The 14,776-nt window shown below is 69.3% G+C and carries 12 protein-coding genes; 7 read left to right on the top strand and 5 right to left on the bottom strand.

Going from position 1 to position 14,776, the window contains the following annotated elements; translation table 11 throughout:
• Window positions 1-128 precede the first annotated feature (128 nt).
• The 4 genes from MYA_RS21105 to MYA_RS21090 all read left to right on the top strand — a co-directional run bounded on the left by MYA_RS21105 (window position 129) and on the right by MYA_RS21090 (window position 5,437).
• Window positions 129-695: a cysteine dioxygenase gene (locus MYA_RS21105; RefSeq protein WP_014724967.1), complete on the top strand. Its 567-nt coding sequence runs from the start codon at window positions 129-131 to the stop codon at window positions 693-695.
• Window positions 696-789: 94 nt separating this feature from the next.
• Window positions 790-2,415, top strand: coding sequence for a rhodanese-related sulfurtransferase (locus tag MYA_RS21100; RefSeq protein WP_014724966.1), 1,626 nt, complete (start codon window positions 790-792; stop codon window positions 2,413-2,415).
• Between the two features lie 241 nt (window positions 2,416-2,656).
• The gene (locus tag MYA_RS21095; protein WP_011882113.1) at window positions 2,657-3,724 is read left to right on the top strand and encodes a phytoene/squalene synthase family protein; all 1,068 of its coding nucleotides are present in this window, start codon (window positions 2,657-2,659) and stop codon (window positions 3,722-3,724) included.
• Window positions 3,725-4,240: 516 nt separating this feature from the next.
• Window positions 4,241-5,437, top strand: coding sequence for a porin (locus MYA_RS21090; RefSeq protein ID WP_011882114.1), 1,197 nt, complete (start codon window positions 4,241-4,243; stop codon window positions 5,435-5,437).
• A gap of 100 nt (window positions 5,438-5,537) precedes the next feature.
• Here the strand turns inward: MYA_RS21090 and MYA_RS21085 are convergent, their stop codons facing one another.
• The 3 genes from MYA_RS21085 to pdxR form a co-directional block, all read right to left on the bottom strand.
• Entirely contained in the window at window positions 5,538-5,963 is a 426-nt protein-coding gene (locus MYA_RS21085) for a cupin domain-containing protein (RefSeq protein ID WP_011882115.1), read from the bottom strand.
• A 10-nt stretch (window positions 5,964-5,973) separates the two neighbouring features.
• Window positions 5,974-6,411 carry a carboxymuconolactone decarboxylase family protein gene (locus MYA_RS21080; protein ID WP_011882116.1) on the bottom strand — a complete coding sequence of 146 codons (438 nt, stop codon included), beginning with the start codon at window positions 6,409-6,411 and terminating at the stop codon, window positions 5,974-5,976.
• Window positions 6,412-6,505: 94 nt separating this feature from the next.
• Window positions 6,506-7,987, bottom strand: coding sequence for a MocR-like pyridoxine biosynthesis transcription factor PdxR (gene pdxR, locus MYA_RS21075; protein WP_014724964.1), 1,482 nt, complete (start codon window positions 7,985-7,987; stop codon window positions 6,506-6,508).
• A 236-nt stretch (window positions 7,988-8,223) separates the two neighbouring features.
• Between pdxR and MYA_RS21070 the strand changes: the two genes are divergently transcribed.
• A complete protein-coding gene (locus tag MYA_RS21070) occupies window positions 8,224-9,141 on the top strand; it encodes a LysR family transcriptional regulator (RefSeq protein WP_011882118.1) in 918 nt (305 codons plus the stop codon).
• 143 nt (window positions 9,142-9,284) lie between these two features.
• Window positions 9,285-10,034 (top strand): SDR family oxidoreductase, encoded by a 750-nt coding sequence (locus tag MYA_RS21065; protein ID WP_041494144.1) that lies wholly within the window; start codon window positions 9,285-9,287, stop codon window positions 10,032-10,034.
• A 56-nt stretch (window positions 10,035-10,090) separates the two neighbouring features.
• On the opposite strand, the gene MYA_RS21060 is transcribed toward MYA_RS21065, so the two are convergent.
• Together MYA_RS21060 and MYA_RS21055 are read right to left on the bottom strand one after the other, a co-directional pair.
• A complete protein-coding gene (locus tag MYA_RS21060) occupies window positions 10,091-11,737 on the bottom strand; it encodes a glycoside hydrolase family 32 protein (protein ID WP_014724962.1) in 1,647 nt (548 codons plus the stop codon).
• Between the two features lie 154 nt (window positions 11,738-11,891).
• Window positions 11,892-13,472, bottom strand: a complete 1,581-nt coding sequence (locus tag MYA_RS21055) for a glycoside hydrolase family 68 protein (RefSeq protein WP_034193502.1) — start codon at window positions 13,470-13,472, stop codon at window positions 11,892-11,894.
• A gap of 182 nt (window positions 13,473-13,654) precedes the next feature.
• Here MYA_RS21055 and MYA_RS21050 point away from each other — a divergent pair, with 182 nt between their 5' ends.
• Complete coding sequence (locus tag MYA_RS21050; protein ID WP_011882122.1) at window positions 13,655-14,668, top strand: LacI family DNA-binding transcriptional regulator; 1,014 nt, start codon at window positions 13,655-13,657, stop codon at window positions 14,666-14,668.
• Window positions 14,669-14,776 lie beyond the last annotated feature (108 nt).

Genomic DNA, 14,776 nt, shown 5'->3' with positions numbered 1-14,776 from the left:
TCGGCGTTCGGCAACGCACGACCACCACAAAGCATCGATATCGCTGATTTTCACGTTTGTTCTGCATGCACGACCAGGTGCATCATGACGATCGATCAAGCCGGGCATTTTTATTCGAGGAGACCCCGATGAGTACGCTTTCGTTGCAGCACACGCCGCTGCGCCCGTTCGTCGAAGGCTTGGGCGCCTTGCTCGCGTCCGGCGCGAACGAGGCGCGCATCCTGGACGACGGCGGCGCGCTGCTCGCCGCGCTGGTCGCGCGCGACGACTGGCTGCCCGACGCGTTCGCGCAACCCGATCCCGAGCGCTACCGGCAGTACCTGCTGCATCTCGACCCCGACGAACGGTTTTCCGTCGTCAGCTTCGTGTGGGGCCCCGGCCAGGCCACGCCGATCCACAACCACACGGTGTGGGGGCTGATCGGCATGCTGCGCGGCGGCGAGTTTTCGCAGCCGTACCGGCTCGACCCGACCGGCAAGCCGGTGCCGTCGGGCGACGCAGTGCGGCTGCAGCCGGGCGAGGTCGAGGCCGTGTCGCCGCGCATCGGCGACATCCATCGCGTGACCAATGCGTACGCCGATCAGGTGTCGATCAGCATCCACGTCTATGGCGCGAACATCGGCAAGGTCGAGCGCGCCGTGTTCCTGGACGACGGCACCGTGAAGCCGTTCATCTCCGGCTATTCGAACGCATGACCCGCAGCGCGGCGGGCCGCGCCCGGCGCGCCCGGCATCCATCCGACGCCCGCTTCGCTTTTCAACGACTTCAACCGAATCCGACCGAGACACCGTGACGCAATCCGCCGATTCCCTTTCCCGTTTTCCCGTCGCGACGTACGAAGACGTCCGCGCACGCCTGCTGGCACGCGACGAACTCGCGCTGATCGACGTGCGCGAGGAAGATCCGTACGCACAGGGCCATCCGTTGTGGGCCGCCAACTTGCCGCTGTCGAAGCTCGAACTCGACGCATGGACGCGCATTCCGCGCCGCGACACGCCGATCGTCGTCTTCGGCGAAGCCGGCGGCGAGGATCTCGCGCCGCGCGCCGCCGCGAAGCTCGCGCAGCTCGGCTACACCGACGTGCGCGTGCTCGACGGCGGCCTCGCGGGCTGGCGCGCGGCCGGCGGCGAGCTGTTCATCGACGTCAACGTGCCGAGCAAGGCGTTCGGCGAATGGGTCGAAGCCGAGCGCCACACGCCGTCGCTGTCCGCCGAGGAAGTGCAGGCGCTGATCGACGCGCAGGCCGACGTCGTGATCGTCGATGCGCGCCGCTACGACGAATACCAGACGATGAACATCCCGACCTCGACCAGTGTGCCGGGCGCGGAGCTCGTGCTGCGCGTGCGCGCGCTCGCGCCGAACCCGGCGACTCAGGTCGTGGTGAACTGCGCGGGGCGCACGCGCAGCATCATCGGCACGCAGTCGCTGATCAACGCCGGCCTGCCGAACCCGGTGGCCGCGCTGCGCAACGGCACGATCGGCTGGACGCTCGCGGGACAGACGCTCGAGCATGGCGCCGCGCGGCGCTTCCCGGACGACGTCGAACCCGCGCAACGCGAAGCAGCGCGCCGCGCGGCGCGCGCGGTGGCCGAGCGCGCCGGCGTGCCGCGCATCACGCTCACTGAACTGGCCGCGCTCGACGAGCCGGGCCGCACGCTGTACCGCTTCGACGTGCGCACGCCCGAAGAATACGAGTCCGGCCACTTGCCGGGCTTCCTGAGCACGCCGGGCGGCCAGCTCGTGCAGGAGACCGATCATCATGCGGCCGTGCGCGGCGCCCGGATCGTCCTGGCCGACGACGACGGCGTGCGCGCCGACATGACCGCGTCGTGGCTCGCGCAGATGGGCTGGGACGTGCGCGTGCTCGAACCGGTCGATCCGGCCGCGTTCACCGAGCGCGGCCAGCCGCCGCGCGCCGTGCCGGCCGCGCCGCAGGTGGCCGAGGTGTCGCCGGCGACGCTCGCCGGCTGGCTGCGCGAAGCGGGCGCCGGCGAGATCGCGATCGTCGACGTGACGACCAGCGCCAACTACGTGAAGCGCCACATCCCCGGCGCGTGGTTCGTCGTGCGTGCGCAGCTGCGCGACGCGCTCCGCGCGATCCCGTCTGCGCAGCGCTACGTGTTCACGTGCGGGTCGAGCCTGCTCGCGCGCTTCGCGGCCGACGACGCGCGCGCGTTGCTGCCGGCGTCCGCGCCCATCTCGGTGCTGACGGGCGGCACGGCCGCGTGGATCGACGCGGGGCTGCCGCTCGAGCACGGCGACACGCATCTGGCTTCGCCGCGCGTCGACCGTTACCGGCGGCCGTACGAGGGCACCGACAATGCGAGCGCGGCGATGCAGGCGTATCTCGACTGGGAGTACGGGCTGGTCGAGCAACTGAAGCGCGACGGCACGCACCACTTCCGCGTGATCTGAGCGCGGCGCGGCAAGCGCGGGGCAGGCGAGGCAGGCGAGGCAGGCGAGGCAGGAGGCAGGCAAAGCAGGCGAGGCGGCGGGCCGCGCACGGCGCTCGGTCGCCGCGCCGGCGGCAGCAGTCGCGCCGGATGCACTAAACTTGCGGGACTTTTGCATCGCCGCGTCGGGCCGCGTCTCGCGCGCACGCGGCGGTGCGGCGAATCGCGGGCCGGCGCCCGCGCCGGCCGACCCTGACCGACCCATGACGACTCATACCGAACCCGCCTACCTGCTCGGCGATCTGCTGAAAAACGTTTCCCGCTCCTTCTACCTGACGCTGCGCGTATTGCCCGACGGCATGCGCGAACCCGTCGGCCTCGCCTATCTGCTCGCGCGCGCGGCCGACACCATCGCCGACACCGCGCTGGTCGCGCCCGAGCGGCGCGCGACGCTGCTGAATGGCCTGCGCGACGAGATCGAGCAGCTCGGCGACGGCGCGGCGCTGTCGCGCTCGCTCGACGACGTGACGCGGATGCAGGCCGATTCGCACGAGCACGTGCTGCTCGGCTCGATGGAGCCGATGCTCGCGCTGCTGCGCGCGCAGCCGGACGCGGATCGCGCGGCGATCCGCAAGGTCGTCGCGACGCTCACGTCGGGGATGGAGTTCGACCTGCGCACGTTCCCCGACGAGCAGTCGGGGCAGGTCGCGTCGCTGCCGACGCGCGACGCGCTCGATCGCTACACGTACCTGGTCGCCGGCTGCGTCGGCGAATTCTGGACCGACATGACGGCCGCGCACACGCGCGCCGCGCGCGGCTGGGACTGCGCGGACATGCGCGAGAAGGGCATCCGCTTCGGCAAGGCATTGCAGATGACCAACATCCTGCGCGACTGCCCGAAGGATCTGCGGATCGGCCGCTGCTATCTGCCGGACGACGTGCTGGCCGCGCACGGCGTCGGCGTCGCCGAACTGATGGCGCCGCACGCGTCGGCGCGTGCGCGCGGCGTGCTGGTCGACCTGCTGCGCGTGACGCTCGACCTGTATCGCGACGCATGCCTGTACACGCTCGCGATTCCGCGCCGCTTCGTGCGGCTGCGGCTGGCGTGTCTGTGGCCGATCATGATCGGCCTCGAGACGCTCGAACGCCTCGCCGGCCACGACGCGTGGCTCGATCCGGCCCGGCCGGCGAAAGTGCCGCGCAAGCGCATCTACCGGATCATGGCGGCGTCGCTCGCGCTCGTCGGCTCGAACGCGGCGGTTCGTGCGCGCCTGAACGCGCTCGTCGGCGCGGTCGACGCGCGGCTCGCGCAGACGGGACGCGCGTCCTGACGCGCGCCGAGCCGCGCTGCCGGCCGTCAGCCGGCTGGCGGCAGCCGGCAGCAGCGTCGCTCGGCGGCATTCTTCGGCCCGCGTTCGCGGGCCGTTTCCATTCAGCGCCCGTCTCCGTACAAAAACGTTTTCACGATTTCGTGTTCCGAAATGTGGCTGTCATGAATGTCAGCGATCCTGCGCGGCGGTGTGATCAGTCTTCGGCCAGGGGGCCGCGCCTCGGCCGGGCACTATGTGCCGAAGGCGTCTGACGACATCGGGCGGTCGCGTTACAGCCGTAAAAATGTAAAGCTAGGGTTTTCACCGGGAAATGCCGGAAAGGCCCGCTGCGTAAGCGTTTTCAGGTGTTAGGTAACCGCTTGGTGAACCACCGCGTTGCGTCGATCATACGATGACCGACCGCACGTGTTGGGAAACGATTGGTAATCCGTCAGAATCGCACCGGCATGTACTCGCACATGTGTCAGTCATAAAACCACACCAGAAAAGAAATCATTCTTTGAGGACGGAGAATCAATGAAAAAGCGCGTCGCTTTCGCCATGACGGCAGCGGGTCTCGCAGCCGCAACCGCAGCCCACGCTCAGAGCAGCGTGACCCTGTACGGTATCGTCGACAACGCCATCGCTTGGCAGAACAACTCGTCGGGAACCGGCGCGACCTCGGGCGGCCACTCGAAGGTGCAGATGGCCACCGGCATCTGGGCGGGCAGCCGCTTCGGCCTGAAGGGCAGCGAAGACCTCGGCGGCGGCACGAAGGCGATTTTCCAACTGGAAGCCGGGTTCAACGCGAACAACGGCTCGTCGCAATGGGCGAACGGCATCTTCACGCGTCAGGCGTGGGTTGGCCTGACCAACCAGACGTACGGTACGCTGACGGCCGGCCGTCAGTACACCGCGTACTACACGCTGCTGTCGCCGTATAGCCCGACGACCTGGCTGACCGGTTACTACGGCGCGCACCCGGGCGATATCGACTCGCTCGACACCAGCTACCGCGCGAACAACTCGCTCGTCTACATGTCGCCGAAGTTCTACGGCTTCACGGTCGGCGGTTCGTACTCGCTCGGCGGCGTCGCAGGCAGCTTCAACCGCGGCTCGACCTGGAGCGCGGCGATCCAGTACCTGAACGGCCCGGCAGGCATCGCGGTCGGCTTCCAGAAGGTCAACAACTCGACGCTCGGCGGCGGCGTGTGGGGCGACAACTCGACGGTCACGAGCGGCGGCCAGCCGGCCGTGTCGTCGATCAACAGCGGCTACCAGACGGCGCAAACGCAGCAGCGCCTCGGTGTGACCGCCGGCTACCAGTTCACGCCGGCATGGGACGTGTCCGTGTCGTACACGAACGTCCAGTACGTTCCGGGCGTCGGTTCGGCGTTCCGCAACACGGCGATCTTCAACACGGCAGGCGCCGTGCTGCATTGGAAGGCAGCGCCGCAGTGGGACTTCGCGGCAGGCTACTCGTACACGGCGGCAACGCAGTCGAACGGCATCTCGAGCTCGGCCAAGTACCACCAGGTCACGCTGTCGCAGTACTACAGTCTGTCGAAGCGCACGGGCCTGTACGCAGTCGAGGCTTACCAGCACGCAAGCGGCAACACGCTGAACAAGACTGGCGGCATCCAGGCAGCAACGACGTCGATCGGCGACGGCGTGGGCGCAGGTTCGAAGCAGAACCAGATCGCTGCCGGCGTTGGCATGATCCACCGCTTCTGATGTCGTGCGGCGCGCGAGCGCCGCTCACGGCACGCGGTACGAAACCGGCCTTCGGGCCGGTTTTCTCGTTTACGGCGCGTGCCTTTGCGTGGCGCCCCGATCACTGGTCGATCGGCGACTTCAGCGGCTGATGCTCGCCGGTCAACCCGAACACGACGAGCTGCGCCGGTTCGGTCGCGCTCGCATTGCGCGACACCATGTGGCGCGAGCCGGGCGGCTCGTACCAGCCTTCGCCGGCGCGATAACGGCGCAGCGGGCCGTCGTTCACCTGCGACAGCACTTCGCCTTTCGACACGACCGCGAACACCGAGCCGAGATGCTTGTGGGCGGCGGATGCCTGACCGGGCGCGTAGTCGACGGTCGCGACCACCGCGAGTCGGCCCGGCGCTTCGGGCACCGGCTGCTGCAGGATGGCGTGCACGTTGTCGCCGCCGTCGTGCGCCTGCGCGGCGGCCGGCAGCGCGACGCCCAGCGCGAGCGCGGCGCCGACGAGCGCGCGGCGCAACGTCATGCTCGTTTGCGTCATCGTCGGCTCCTCACTCGGGCATCTTGCGGAACGCGATCGCGAAGCGGTTCCACGAATTGATCGTGGCGATCAGCATCGACAGGTCGAACAGTTCTTCATCGGTGAAGTGCGGCCGGACGGCTTCCCACACCGAATCGGGCACGTGGCTGCCGGCGACGAGTGTCAACGCTTCGGTCCATTCGAGCGCTGCGCGTTCGCGCTCGGTGAAGAACGGCGTCTCGCGCCACGTGACGACGGTCGCGAGGCGGCGATCGGTTTCGCCGCCCTTGCGGGCATCGCTCGTGTGCATGTCGACGCAGAACGCGCAGCCGTTGATCTGCGACGCGCGCAGGCGGACCAGCTCGGCGAGCGGCTTTTCGATCGAGCACTTCGCGAGGAATTCCTCGGCGTTGCGCATCACCTTGATCGCGTTCGGGTTGGCGGTATAGAAGTTCAGGCGGGGTTGCATCACGGGTCCTCATTCGGTTGGTGCGCACGGCGGCGCGACAGGACCCACTTTAAGCGTGCCACTGGCCCGCTTGAATGACCAATTCCGGGAAAAGTCAGGTGACCACCGGCATCGCACCGGCACCCCCGGATTTCAGCAGCACGGCGAGCCGGGCGAGCGCGGTGTCGATGCGCAGCGCGTCGATTCCGCCGTATCCGAACAGCAGCCCGGCGCGTGCGCCCGCGCCGACATGGAAGCCCGAGATCCCGTACAGCCCGATACCCTCTGCGCGGGCCGCCCGGATCAGCGCCGTTTCGTCGAGCCCCGGTTTCAGCGGCGCGGCCACGTGGATGCCGGCGGTCGGCACGATCGCGTCGAACCAGTGCGCCAGCTCGCCGTGCAGATGCGCGAGCAGCATCTTGCGGCGCGCGTCGTAGTGCTTCTGCACGCGCCGCAGATGCCGCGCGAAATCGCCTTCGAGCATGAAGCGGGCGAGCGCCGCCTGCGTCAGCGTGCAGCTGTGCCAGCCGACGATCTGCCGCGCCTTCGCGAGCGCGCCGCGGAGCGCGCGCGGCGCGATCGCATAGCCGATCCGCAGTTCGGGAAAGATCGTTTTGGAGAACGTGCCGACGTACACGACGAGGCCGGTACGGTCGAGGCTCTTCAACGATTCCACCGGCCGGCCCTCGAAGCGGAATTCGCCGTCGTAGTCGTCTTCGACGATCACCGCGCGGCGGCGCTGCGCCCATTCGAGCAGCGCGATGCGCCGCTCGAGCGTCATCGGCATCCCGAGCGGGAACTGGTGCGACGGCGTCACGTAGACGAGCCGTGCGTCGTCGGGTAGTTGCTCGATCACGAGGCCGTGCGCGTCGACCGGCACGCCCGCCACCGTGGCGCCGAGTGACGCGAACGCCGCGCGCGCGGGCGGATAGCCGGGATTCTCGACGGCGACCACGTCGCCGGGCCGCAGCATCACGCGCGCGACGAGGTCGAGCGCCTGTTGGGCGCCCTGGGTGACCAGCACGTCGTCCCAGCCGCACGCGACCGCGCGGCTGAACCCGACGTAGCGGGCGATCGCGCCGCGCAGCTGCGCGTCGCCGGCCGGGTCGTGGTACTGGCCGGGGCCGCGCGCCTGCTGGCGCAACGCGTGATGCAGGCAGCGCCGCCACGCGTCGAACGGGAACAGCGCCTTGTCGGTCACGCCGCCGCGGAAGTCGAACGCGGGCGAGTCCTGCGGCGCCGGCATGGCGAGCGTGTCGGGCAGTTCGTCCCACAGCGCTAGTGCGCTGACGGCGGCGGGCGGCGGCGTGCCGTCGACCAGCGACGCGGCCGCCGCGGCCGCATGCGGCACGCGCGCGAGGCCGTCGGCGACGAACGTGCCGTCGCCCGCGCGCGCGGTCAGATAACCCTCGGCGACGAGGCGCTCGAACGCGTCGAGCGTCGTCTTGCGCGATACGCCGAGCTGCTTCGCGAGATCGCGGGTGGACGGCAGCCGCGCGCCGCCTTCCAGCCGCCCGTCGACGATCGCGGTGCGCAATTGCCGGAAGATTTGCCCGGTCAGGTCGTGCCGGCCTTCGATGCGGATCGCGATGTCCATTGCAGTGGTTACCTCGACGTAGCGGAATGGGGTGTCGGTCAGCATACCGGAACAGCGGCGGCAGAGCGGCGTGAGCGGATCGCGGATGGGTCGGTGGGCGGACGAGCCATTGCGGCGCGGGGAGGCGGCGGCCGCCCTGCGGTGGATCCCGCCGGTGGATTCCTGCGTGGATCCGATTGGACCGCCGCTCCCCGCTGCCTTAGGATCGACTCCATTACCGCGACCGGAGTGCCCTCATGCTGTCCGAAGACGAACTCGCGTTGCTCGATGCGATCCGGGCGACCGGTAGCCTGTCGCGCGCCGCCGCGCGGCTCGGCAAGGCGCCGTCGACGATCTCGCACGCGGCGCGGCAGCTCGAAACCCGCTTCGACGCGCTGTTGTTCGACCGGCGCGGCTACCGGCTGCAGCTCACGCCGGCCGGTCAGCTGCTGACCGACGAGGCGGCGCGCCTCGCGCTCGACGTCGCGCGGCTCACGCAGCGCGTGCGGCAGGTCGCGAGCGGCTGGGAGGACCGGCTGTGGATCGTCAGCGACGAGGTGCTCGAGTTCGATACGCTGCTGCCGGTCGTACGCGCGTTCGATGCGCTCGAGTCGGGCGTGTCGCTGCGCTTCACGCACGAGGTGCTCGGCGGCACGTGGGAGGCGCTGCGCGACGGCCGCGCCGATCTGGTCATCGGTGCGACCAACGAGCCGCCCGCCATCCCCGGCTTCAAATGGTTCGAACTCGGGGCGATGGAATGGGTGTTCGCGGTCGCGCCGCGCCATCCGCTCGCATCGGTGGCCGGGCCGCTCAGCCGCGATGCGATCGGCGCCCATCGCGCGGTCGTGGTCGCCGATTCGTCGCGCCGGGCCGTCGGCCGCGCGTACGGGCTGCTCGGCGGCCAGTCGCTGCTCGCGGTGCCGTCGATGCGCGCGAAGATCCTCGCGCAGCGCGACGCGCTCGGCGTCGGCTGGCTGCCGCGCCGACGCGCCGCGACGCTGCTGGCGCGCGGCGAGCTGCTCGAGAAGGAGACCGCCGATCCGCGCGAACCGAACGTGCTGTACGTCGCGTGGCGCGGCGACCGCGACGGCCGCGCGCTGCAATGGTGGCTGGAACGGCTGCGCGAGCCGCGGCTCGCGCAGCGGTTGCTCGACGGAATCGACGTGACCGGGTGAGGGCGCGGCGCGCGGCGCAAAGCGCGGCTCCATCGACTCGTTCGACGTTTTCGAACGTGTTCGTCGTGCCGCTCGTACGGCACGGCCGGGCGACGCGCGCATCCTGTGTTCACGGTCAACTCACCGGTTCACAGGAGAACATCATGCAACGTTTCGAAGGAAAGACGGTACTCGTCACGGGCGGCAACAGCGGCATCGGCCTGGCGGCCGCACGGGCATTCGCGGCCGAAGGCGCGCGCGTCGTCATCACCGGCCGCGACGAGCACACGCTCGAAGCGGCCCGCGCGACGCTCGGGCACGGCGCGCTCGCGATCCGCAACGAAGTCGGCAGCGTCGCGTCGGCGCGCGCGCTGGCCGACGCGCTCGGCGCGGCCGGCGTGCGGCTCGATGCGGTATTCGTCAACGCGGGCGTCGCCAAACTCGCGCCGTTCGCGGACACCGACGAGGCGCTGTGGGACCTCGTGTTCGGCACCAACGTGAAGGGCGCGTACTTCCAGATCCAGGCGCTCGTCCCGCTGTTGAATCGCGGCGCGTCGATCGTGATCAACGGCTCGATCAACGCGCATATCGGCATGCCGGGCTCGTCGGTGTATGCGGCGAGCAAGGCTGCGGTCAATTCGTTGGCGAAGACGCTGTCGACGGAGTTGCTGCCGAACGGCGTGCGCGTGAACGTGGTGAGCCCGGGGCCGGTCCAGACGCCGCTGTACGGCAAGCTCGGGCTCGACGCGGCGACGCTCGACGAGACCGCCGACAAGATCAAGGGGCTCGTGCCCCTCGGCCGGTTCGGCACGCCTGACGAAATCGCTTCGACCGTGCTGCATCTGAGCGCGCCCGAATCGGCGTTCATCGTGGGCGCGGAGATCATCGCGTCGGGCGGGATGGGCTTGCTCTGAGCGCGTGGCCGGCGCAGCGGCATGCGTGCCGCTGTGCCGGCCGGGCGTTCGTGTCGCTAGCGCGCAGAAGCCACGCAGTCGCCTTCGCCGGCCCGGTCGCGCGCGCCGAGCGGCGTCACCGTCAGTCCCGAGAACGTCGCAGTGCCCCGTTCGGCGAATACCGAAACACGGTCCGCGTCGGCGGGCGGGAAGACCACGTCCGTCAGCACCGTGCGGCCGCCGTTGGCAAACACTTCGACGGACCCGCGGTCGACGATGATGTCGAGTCGCAGCAAGCCGTTCTCGAGCGGCAAGGCGACGATGTGCTGGCGGCTGAAAGTGGCGGCGAAGTCCGGTGTGCCGGAGCGTGAGCGGTCGAGCGTCAGCGTGCGCGCGGCGGTGTCGTACACAATGCGCGTGCCGATCGCGCCGTCCGCCGACGCCCGCACGACGACGCCTGCGCGGGCCGCCTGCCCAGGTGCGATCGTCACATCGATGCGTTGTGCGACGCCGCGGGTGGCCGGCGGCAATGCACGCGCGGCCGAATCGACTTCCAGCGTGCCCACGTGCACCGCGGGGCGCCGGTCGGCCCATGCGGTGAATGCAGCGGCCGGCGTGACGACGAGCGTCGGCTCCCCATCGATCGCCTTGAGTGCGAGTTCGCGCGGCAACGTCATCGCGCCGCGCCACGGCGCGGTCGGCGATTTCGCCGCGTAGTCCCAGTTGCTCATCCACGCGATCGCGAGCGGGCGGCGGCCCGGCGCACCGGAAAACGTCCCGGCCGCGTAGAAGTCGGCGCCGTGATCGACCCAGCGGAATTGCGCAGGGTCGGAGCCGGCCGGCGCGACACGGTCGGGAACGAACGTGCGGCCGTCGAACTCGCCGACGAAGTACATCGCGCCGGAGCCGCCGGCAATCGACCACGGATTGACGTTGACGATCATCACCCACTTGATGTGCCGCGGATCGTCATCGACGGGTAGCGGCACGAGATCGGGCATCTCCCACAGTGCGCCGGTATGCGGCACGCCCGGCAACGTGAAGTCGCTGAGGAACGACCAATGGATCAGGTCGTCGGAACGGTAGAGCTTGACCACCTGCGCGTCCGCGACCACCGTCGTCATCAGCCAGTAGCGCCCCGGCGCGTACCACGAGACCTTCGGGTCGCGGAACGCCTTCGATTCCGGATCGAGCGTCAGTACCGGATTGTGCGCGTACGGTTGCCAGCTTGCGCCGTGGTCGAGGCTGTACGCGATCGACTGCGCCTGGGTGCCCGGCGGGTGCCCCGAACCTTCCTTGTAGACGCTCGTGTACACCGCGATCAGCGGCGTATCGCCCGGCGTGCCGAGGCCGGAAGTGTTGTGCGGGTCCGCGACGATCGAGCCGGAGAAGATTTCCTCGGTCGCGTTCGCGTGCATGGCCACCGGCTGCTCGTGCCAGTGGACGAGGTCGGTGCTGGTCGCATGGCCCCACGACATGTTGCCCCAGTCGGCGCCCAGCGGGTTGTACTGGTAGAACAGGTGATAGCGGCCGTTCTCGTAGACGAGGCCGTTGGGGTCGTTCATCCAGTTGCGTTGCGGCGTGTAATGGAACGCGGGCCGCCATTGCGGCGTGCCGTCGGCGGGCGTTGCGGTGCAGGCGGCGCTCGCCGCCTGTACGCCGGCCGAGCAGGCGAGCAGGAGTCCGGCGAGCCGGAGGAAAAAGCAGGGGAAAGTCGATGTCATGCGAGAGGCCGGGCGTCGTCGTGCGGGGCGGGAGAGAAGCGCGCACGCTGCCGGCGCCGGCTGCATGCGCGTGATGGGGAACGGAAGGCGAGGCGCACGCGCGACACGCGCGACGTGCGCCTCCGCAGCAGGCGGCGTGTGCCGCCTGAGCCCGTTACGGCCGCGTGCCGGGGCCGCCGTCGTTGTGGCCGGCGCCCGTCGCCGGCAGATTCGACGGAATCTCGCCGTATCCGCCGAGGCCGCCGCGGCCGTAGCTGCGGTCGACCGCCGTCGACGTGCCGTTGATGTTCACCTTCACGGTCGGCGCGAGCGTGCCGCCGCGGCGCGGGCCGATCGCGTCGATGAACGACTCGACGAGCCCGCCCGGCATCACGTAGTGCGAATACGACTGGAATTCGCGCGGATTCTGATTCGGGTCCTGCGCATACGGGGCGCCGGCCGGTGCGGAGAAGTCGGTCGGGTTGCCGAGCACGAGGCCGCTGCCGCCGTTCAGCGGCTGGAAGTCGCTGCGGATGCCGTTGCCGACGAAGCCGTAGACGCCGTCGGGGCCGTCGACGCCCGCGGCCATCGTGGTGCGGTGGCTGATCGTGAACAGGTAGTACTTGCCGTCCTTCAGATAGATCTGCGGGCGCTCCGTCTGGTCGTCGACGCAGTTCGCCGACAGGATCGGCGGCAGGAACTTCCACTCGGTGAGTTGCGGGTCGGTGGCCACCGCAAGACCGACGTTGGCCTTTTGATACACTGCGCCCGCGTTCATCACGGCGTTGAGGTCCTCACGGTACGGATCGTTCGGCGCGTAGCCGAGATCGGCTTCCGTGCAGGTGCGTGCGCCGCGGGGGCCGCCGGTATTGCCTTCGAACACCATGTAGGTCTTGCCGGGGTGTGCGGGATCGGTGAACACGAACGGGTCGCGGAACGAGAAGTAGGTGTTCTGCTGGCCGGTCTGGTAGTAGTTGCCGTCGGGCTGCAGCAGCGCCTTGTGGTCGTCGAAGCCGGTGAACCACACATGCTTGTCGTCGGCATGGATATGGCCGTCGGCACGCGTGATGATCGCCTGCGGCGGCGTGATGTCGGCGCCGCCCGGTGCCGAGCGGTTGAACGACGTCGCGGTGTAGTACAGGCTGACGTTGTCGCCATGCGTGAGGCGCGCGGAGCCCGACCATTCGGCGTTGTTGGTCATCGGCGACGTGCCGAACACCTTCACGCTCGCCCCGTCCGGGAACAGATGCCCGCCCCAGATCCAGCCGCCGTTCGCCGGCCGCAGCGCTGCCGGCACGCCCGCGCGGCGATAGAAGAAGCCGATGCGCGCATGCACGTGGCGGTCGTCGAAGGTATAGCCGGCGTGCGGGTCGGCGGTCAGCGAGAAGATGACTTCCCAGCCCTTGTAGCTGAGCTGGTTCGCGCGCAGGTCCGCCAGCGGCCAGGTGTCCCACACCCAGACGTCCGAGTTGATCAGCGGGAAATCCTGCGGGATGGCGGGCATCGTCAACGCCTGCGGCAGCGAGTTCCGGTCGGCGCCGGACGTGTGCGACTGTGCGACGATCTGACGGATGTCCGCACGGGTCCAGCGCATCGTGAAGTTGCTCTCGGGGTCATGCGCCTGCTGCGTGTGAGGCGTGGGCGCGGGTGCGCCGGCGGTCTGCGCTTGCGCAGCGCCCGCGAAGGCGGCCAGTGCGGCGCCGGCGAACAGCAAACGTTTGGCCGCGGTCGCGCGGCAAAAGGGAAAGCGTGTCATGGCGGTGAGTTGTCCCGTTGACGGTAAAGGTGAACGAATGACGGCGGCATCGATGTCCAAACCGGTTTGGATACTATTTCAAACCGGTTTGGTCGTCAAAAGATAATTTTTTGACGGTATTAATTGCTGTCCGGAAATAATTGCCGCGCTGATGGTGGGGCGCGACTCGAGCGAGGAGCAACGTGAAGGTGAATCTGAAGGCGCTGTCGGATGCGCTCGGGCTGTCGCGCACGACGGTGAGCCGTGCGCTGAACGGCTATGACGACGTGAGCGAGGCGACCCGCGAGCGTGTGATGAGGGCTGCGCGCGAACTCGGCTATGTGGCCGACCCGACCGCACGCCGGCTCGCGACGGGGCGGGCCGACACCATCGGCATCGTTTATCCGTTCGGCGCGGGCGATCTGGGCGACCCGCGTTTCGGCGAAGTGGTGGCGGGCGTGACCGAGCGGCTCGCGGAACGCAATCTCGATTTCATCATCGCGGCCGCGCGGCCGAACGCGGAACTGGACACCTATCGGCGGCTGGTCGAAGGCAAACTGGTCGACGGCTTGATCGTTGCGCGCACACTGGTCGACGATCCGCGGCTCGCCTACCTGCGATCGAGCGCGTTTCCGTACGTCGCGTACGGCCGCACCCGCGCCAGCGAGCCCTATGCGTGGTTCGATTTCGACAACGAGGCGGGCGCGCGCGACGCCGTGCGGCGGCTCATCGGCCTCGGTCATCGCCGCATCGCGATGATCAGCGCGCCGCTGGCGCTCAATTTCGCGATGCAGCGCCGTGCCGGTTATCTCGCGGCGCTGCGCGAGGCGGGCATCGAGCCTGATCCGGTATGGCAAATCGAATGCGCGTTTACGCGCGACGGCGGACGCGAAGGCGTCGAGGCGCTTCTCGCCGTATCCGAACCGCCGACGGCGCTGCTCGTCGACAACAACATCGCCGGCTGCGGTGCGTTTCGCGCGCTGGTCGAACGCGGCCTGCGCCTCGGTCACGACATGTCGTTGATCGTCTACGACGGCGTGCCGCCCGATGTCGCGCTTCCGCATCGCGTGACCGCGGTGGTGCAGCCGACCGGCCATACGACCGGGCGTGCGCTTGCCGAGTTGATGCTCGGGCTGCTTGCCGATGGCGTGCACGGGCAGCGGCTGGAGCACCCGGTGCTCGAGATCGGCGACACCGACGGGCCGCCGCCAGGCTGAGCGGTGCGGCGACGCGGCGGTGCGAGGCGAGGGCGAGCCGCCGGTCGTCGGCCCGGTGGAGTTCGCCCGCTCCACAAAAGCCATGACATCGACAGGGTGTAGTCGACG

The organism is Burkholderia sp. KJ006 (assembly GCF_000262695.1).
In the GTDB taxonomy this organism is placed as follows: Bacteria; Pseudomonadota; Gammaproteobacteria; order Burkholderiales; family Burkholderiaceae; genus Burkholderia; species Burkholderia vietnamiensis.
The sequence above is the reverse complement of the archived record's forward strand: the minus strand, read 5'-3'. Positions and strand labels throughout refer to the sequence as shown.

Coding starts and splice junctions, on each gene's coding strand:
- MYA_RS21065 (WP_041494144.1), top strand. CDS start 9,285: ATGCAACGTTTCGAAGGAAAGACGGTACTCGTCACGGGCGGCAACAGC.
- MYA_RS21055 (WP_034193502.1), bottom strand. CDS start 13,472: ATGACACGCTTTCCCTTTTGCCGCGCGACCGCGGCCAAACGTTTGCTG.
- MYA_RS21105 (WP_014724967.1), top strand. CDS start 129: ATGAGTACGCTTTCGTTGCAGCACACGCCGCTGCGCCCGTTCGTCGAA.
- pdxR (WP_014724964.1), bottom strand. CDS start 7,987: ATGGACATCGCGATCCGCATCGAAGGCCGGCACGACCTGACCGGGCAA.
- MYA_RS21070 (WP_011882118.1), top strand. CDS start 8,224: ATGCTGTCCGAAGACGAACTCGCGTTGCTCGATGCGATCCGGGCGACC.
- MYA_RS21090 (WP_011882114.1), top strand. CDS start 4,241: ATGAAAAAGCGCGTCGCTTTCGCCATGACGGCAGCGGGTCTCGCAGCC.
- MYA_RS21085 (WP_011882115.1), bottom strand. CDS start 5,963: ATGACGCAAACGAGCATGACGTTGCGCCGCGCGCTCGTCGGCGCCGCG.
- MYA_RS21060 (WP_014724962.1), bottom strand. CDS start 11,737: ATGACATCGACTTTCCCCTGCTTTTTCCTCCGGCTCGCCGGACTCCTG.
- MYA_RS21095 (WP_011882113.1), top strand. CDS start 2,657: ATGACGACTCATACCGAACCCGCCTACCTGCTCGGCGATCTGCTGAAA.
- MYA_RS21080 (WP_011882116.1), bottom strand. CDS start 6,411: ATGCAACCCCGCCTGAACTTCTATACCGCCAACCCGAACGCGATCAAG.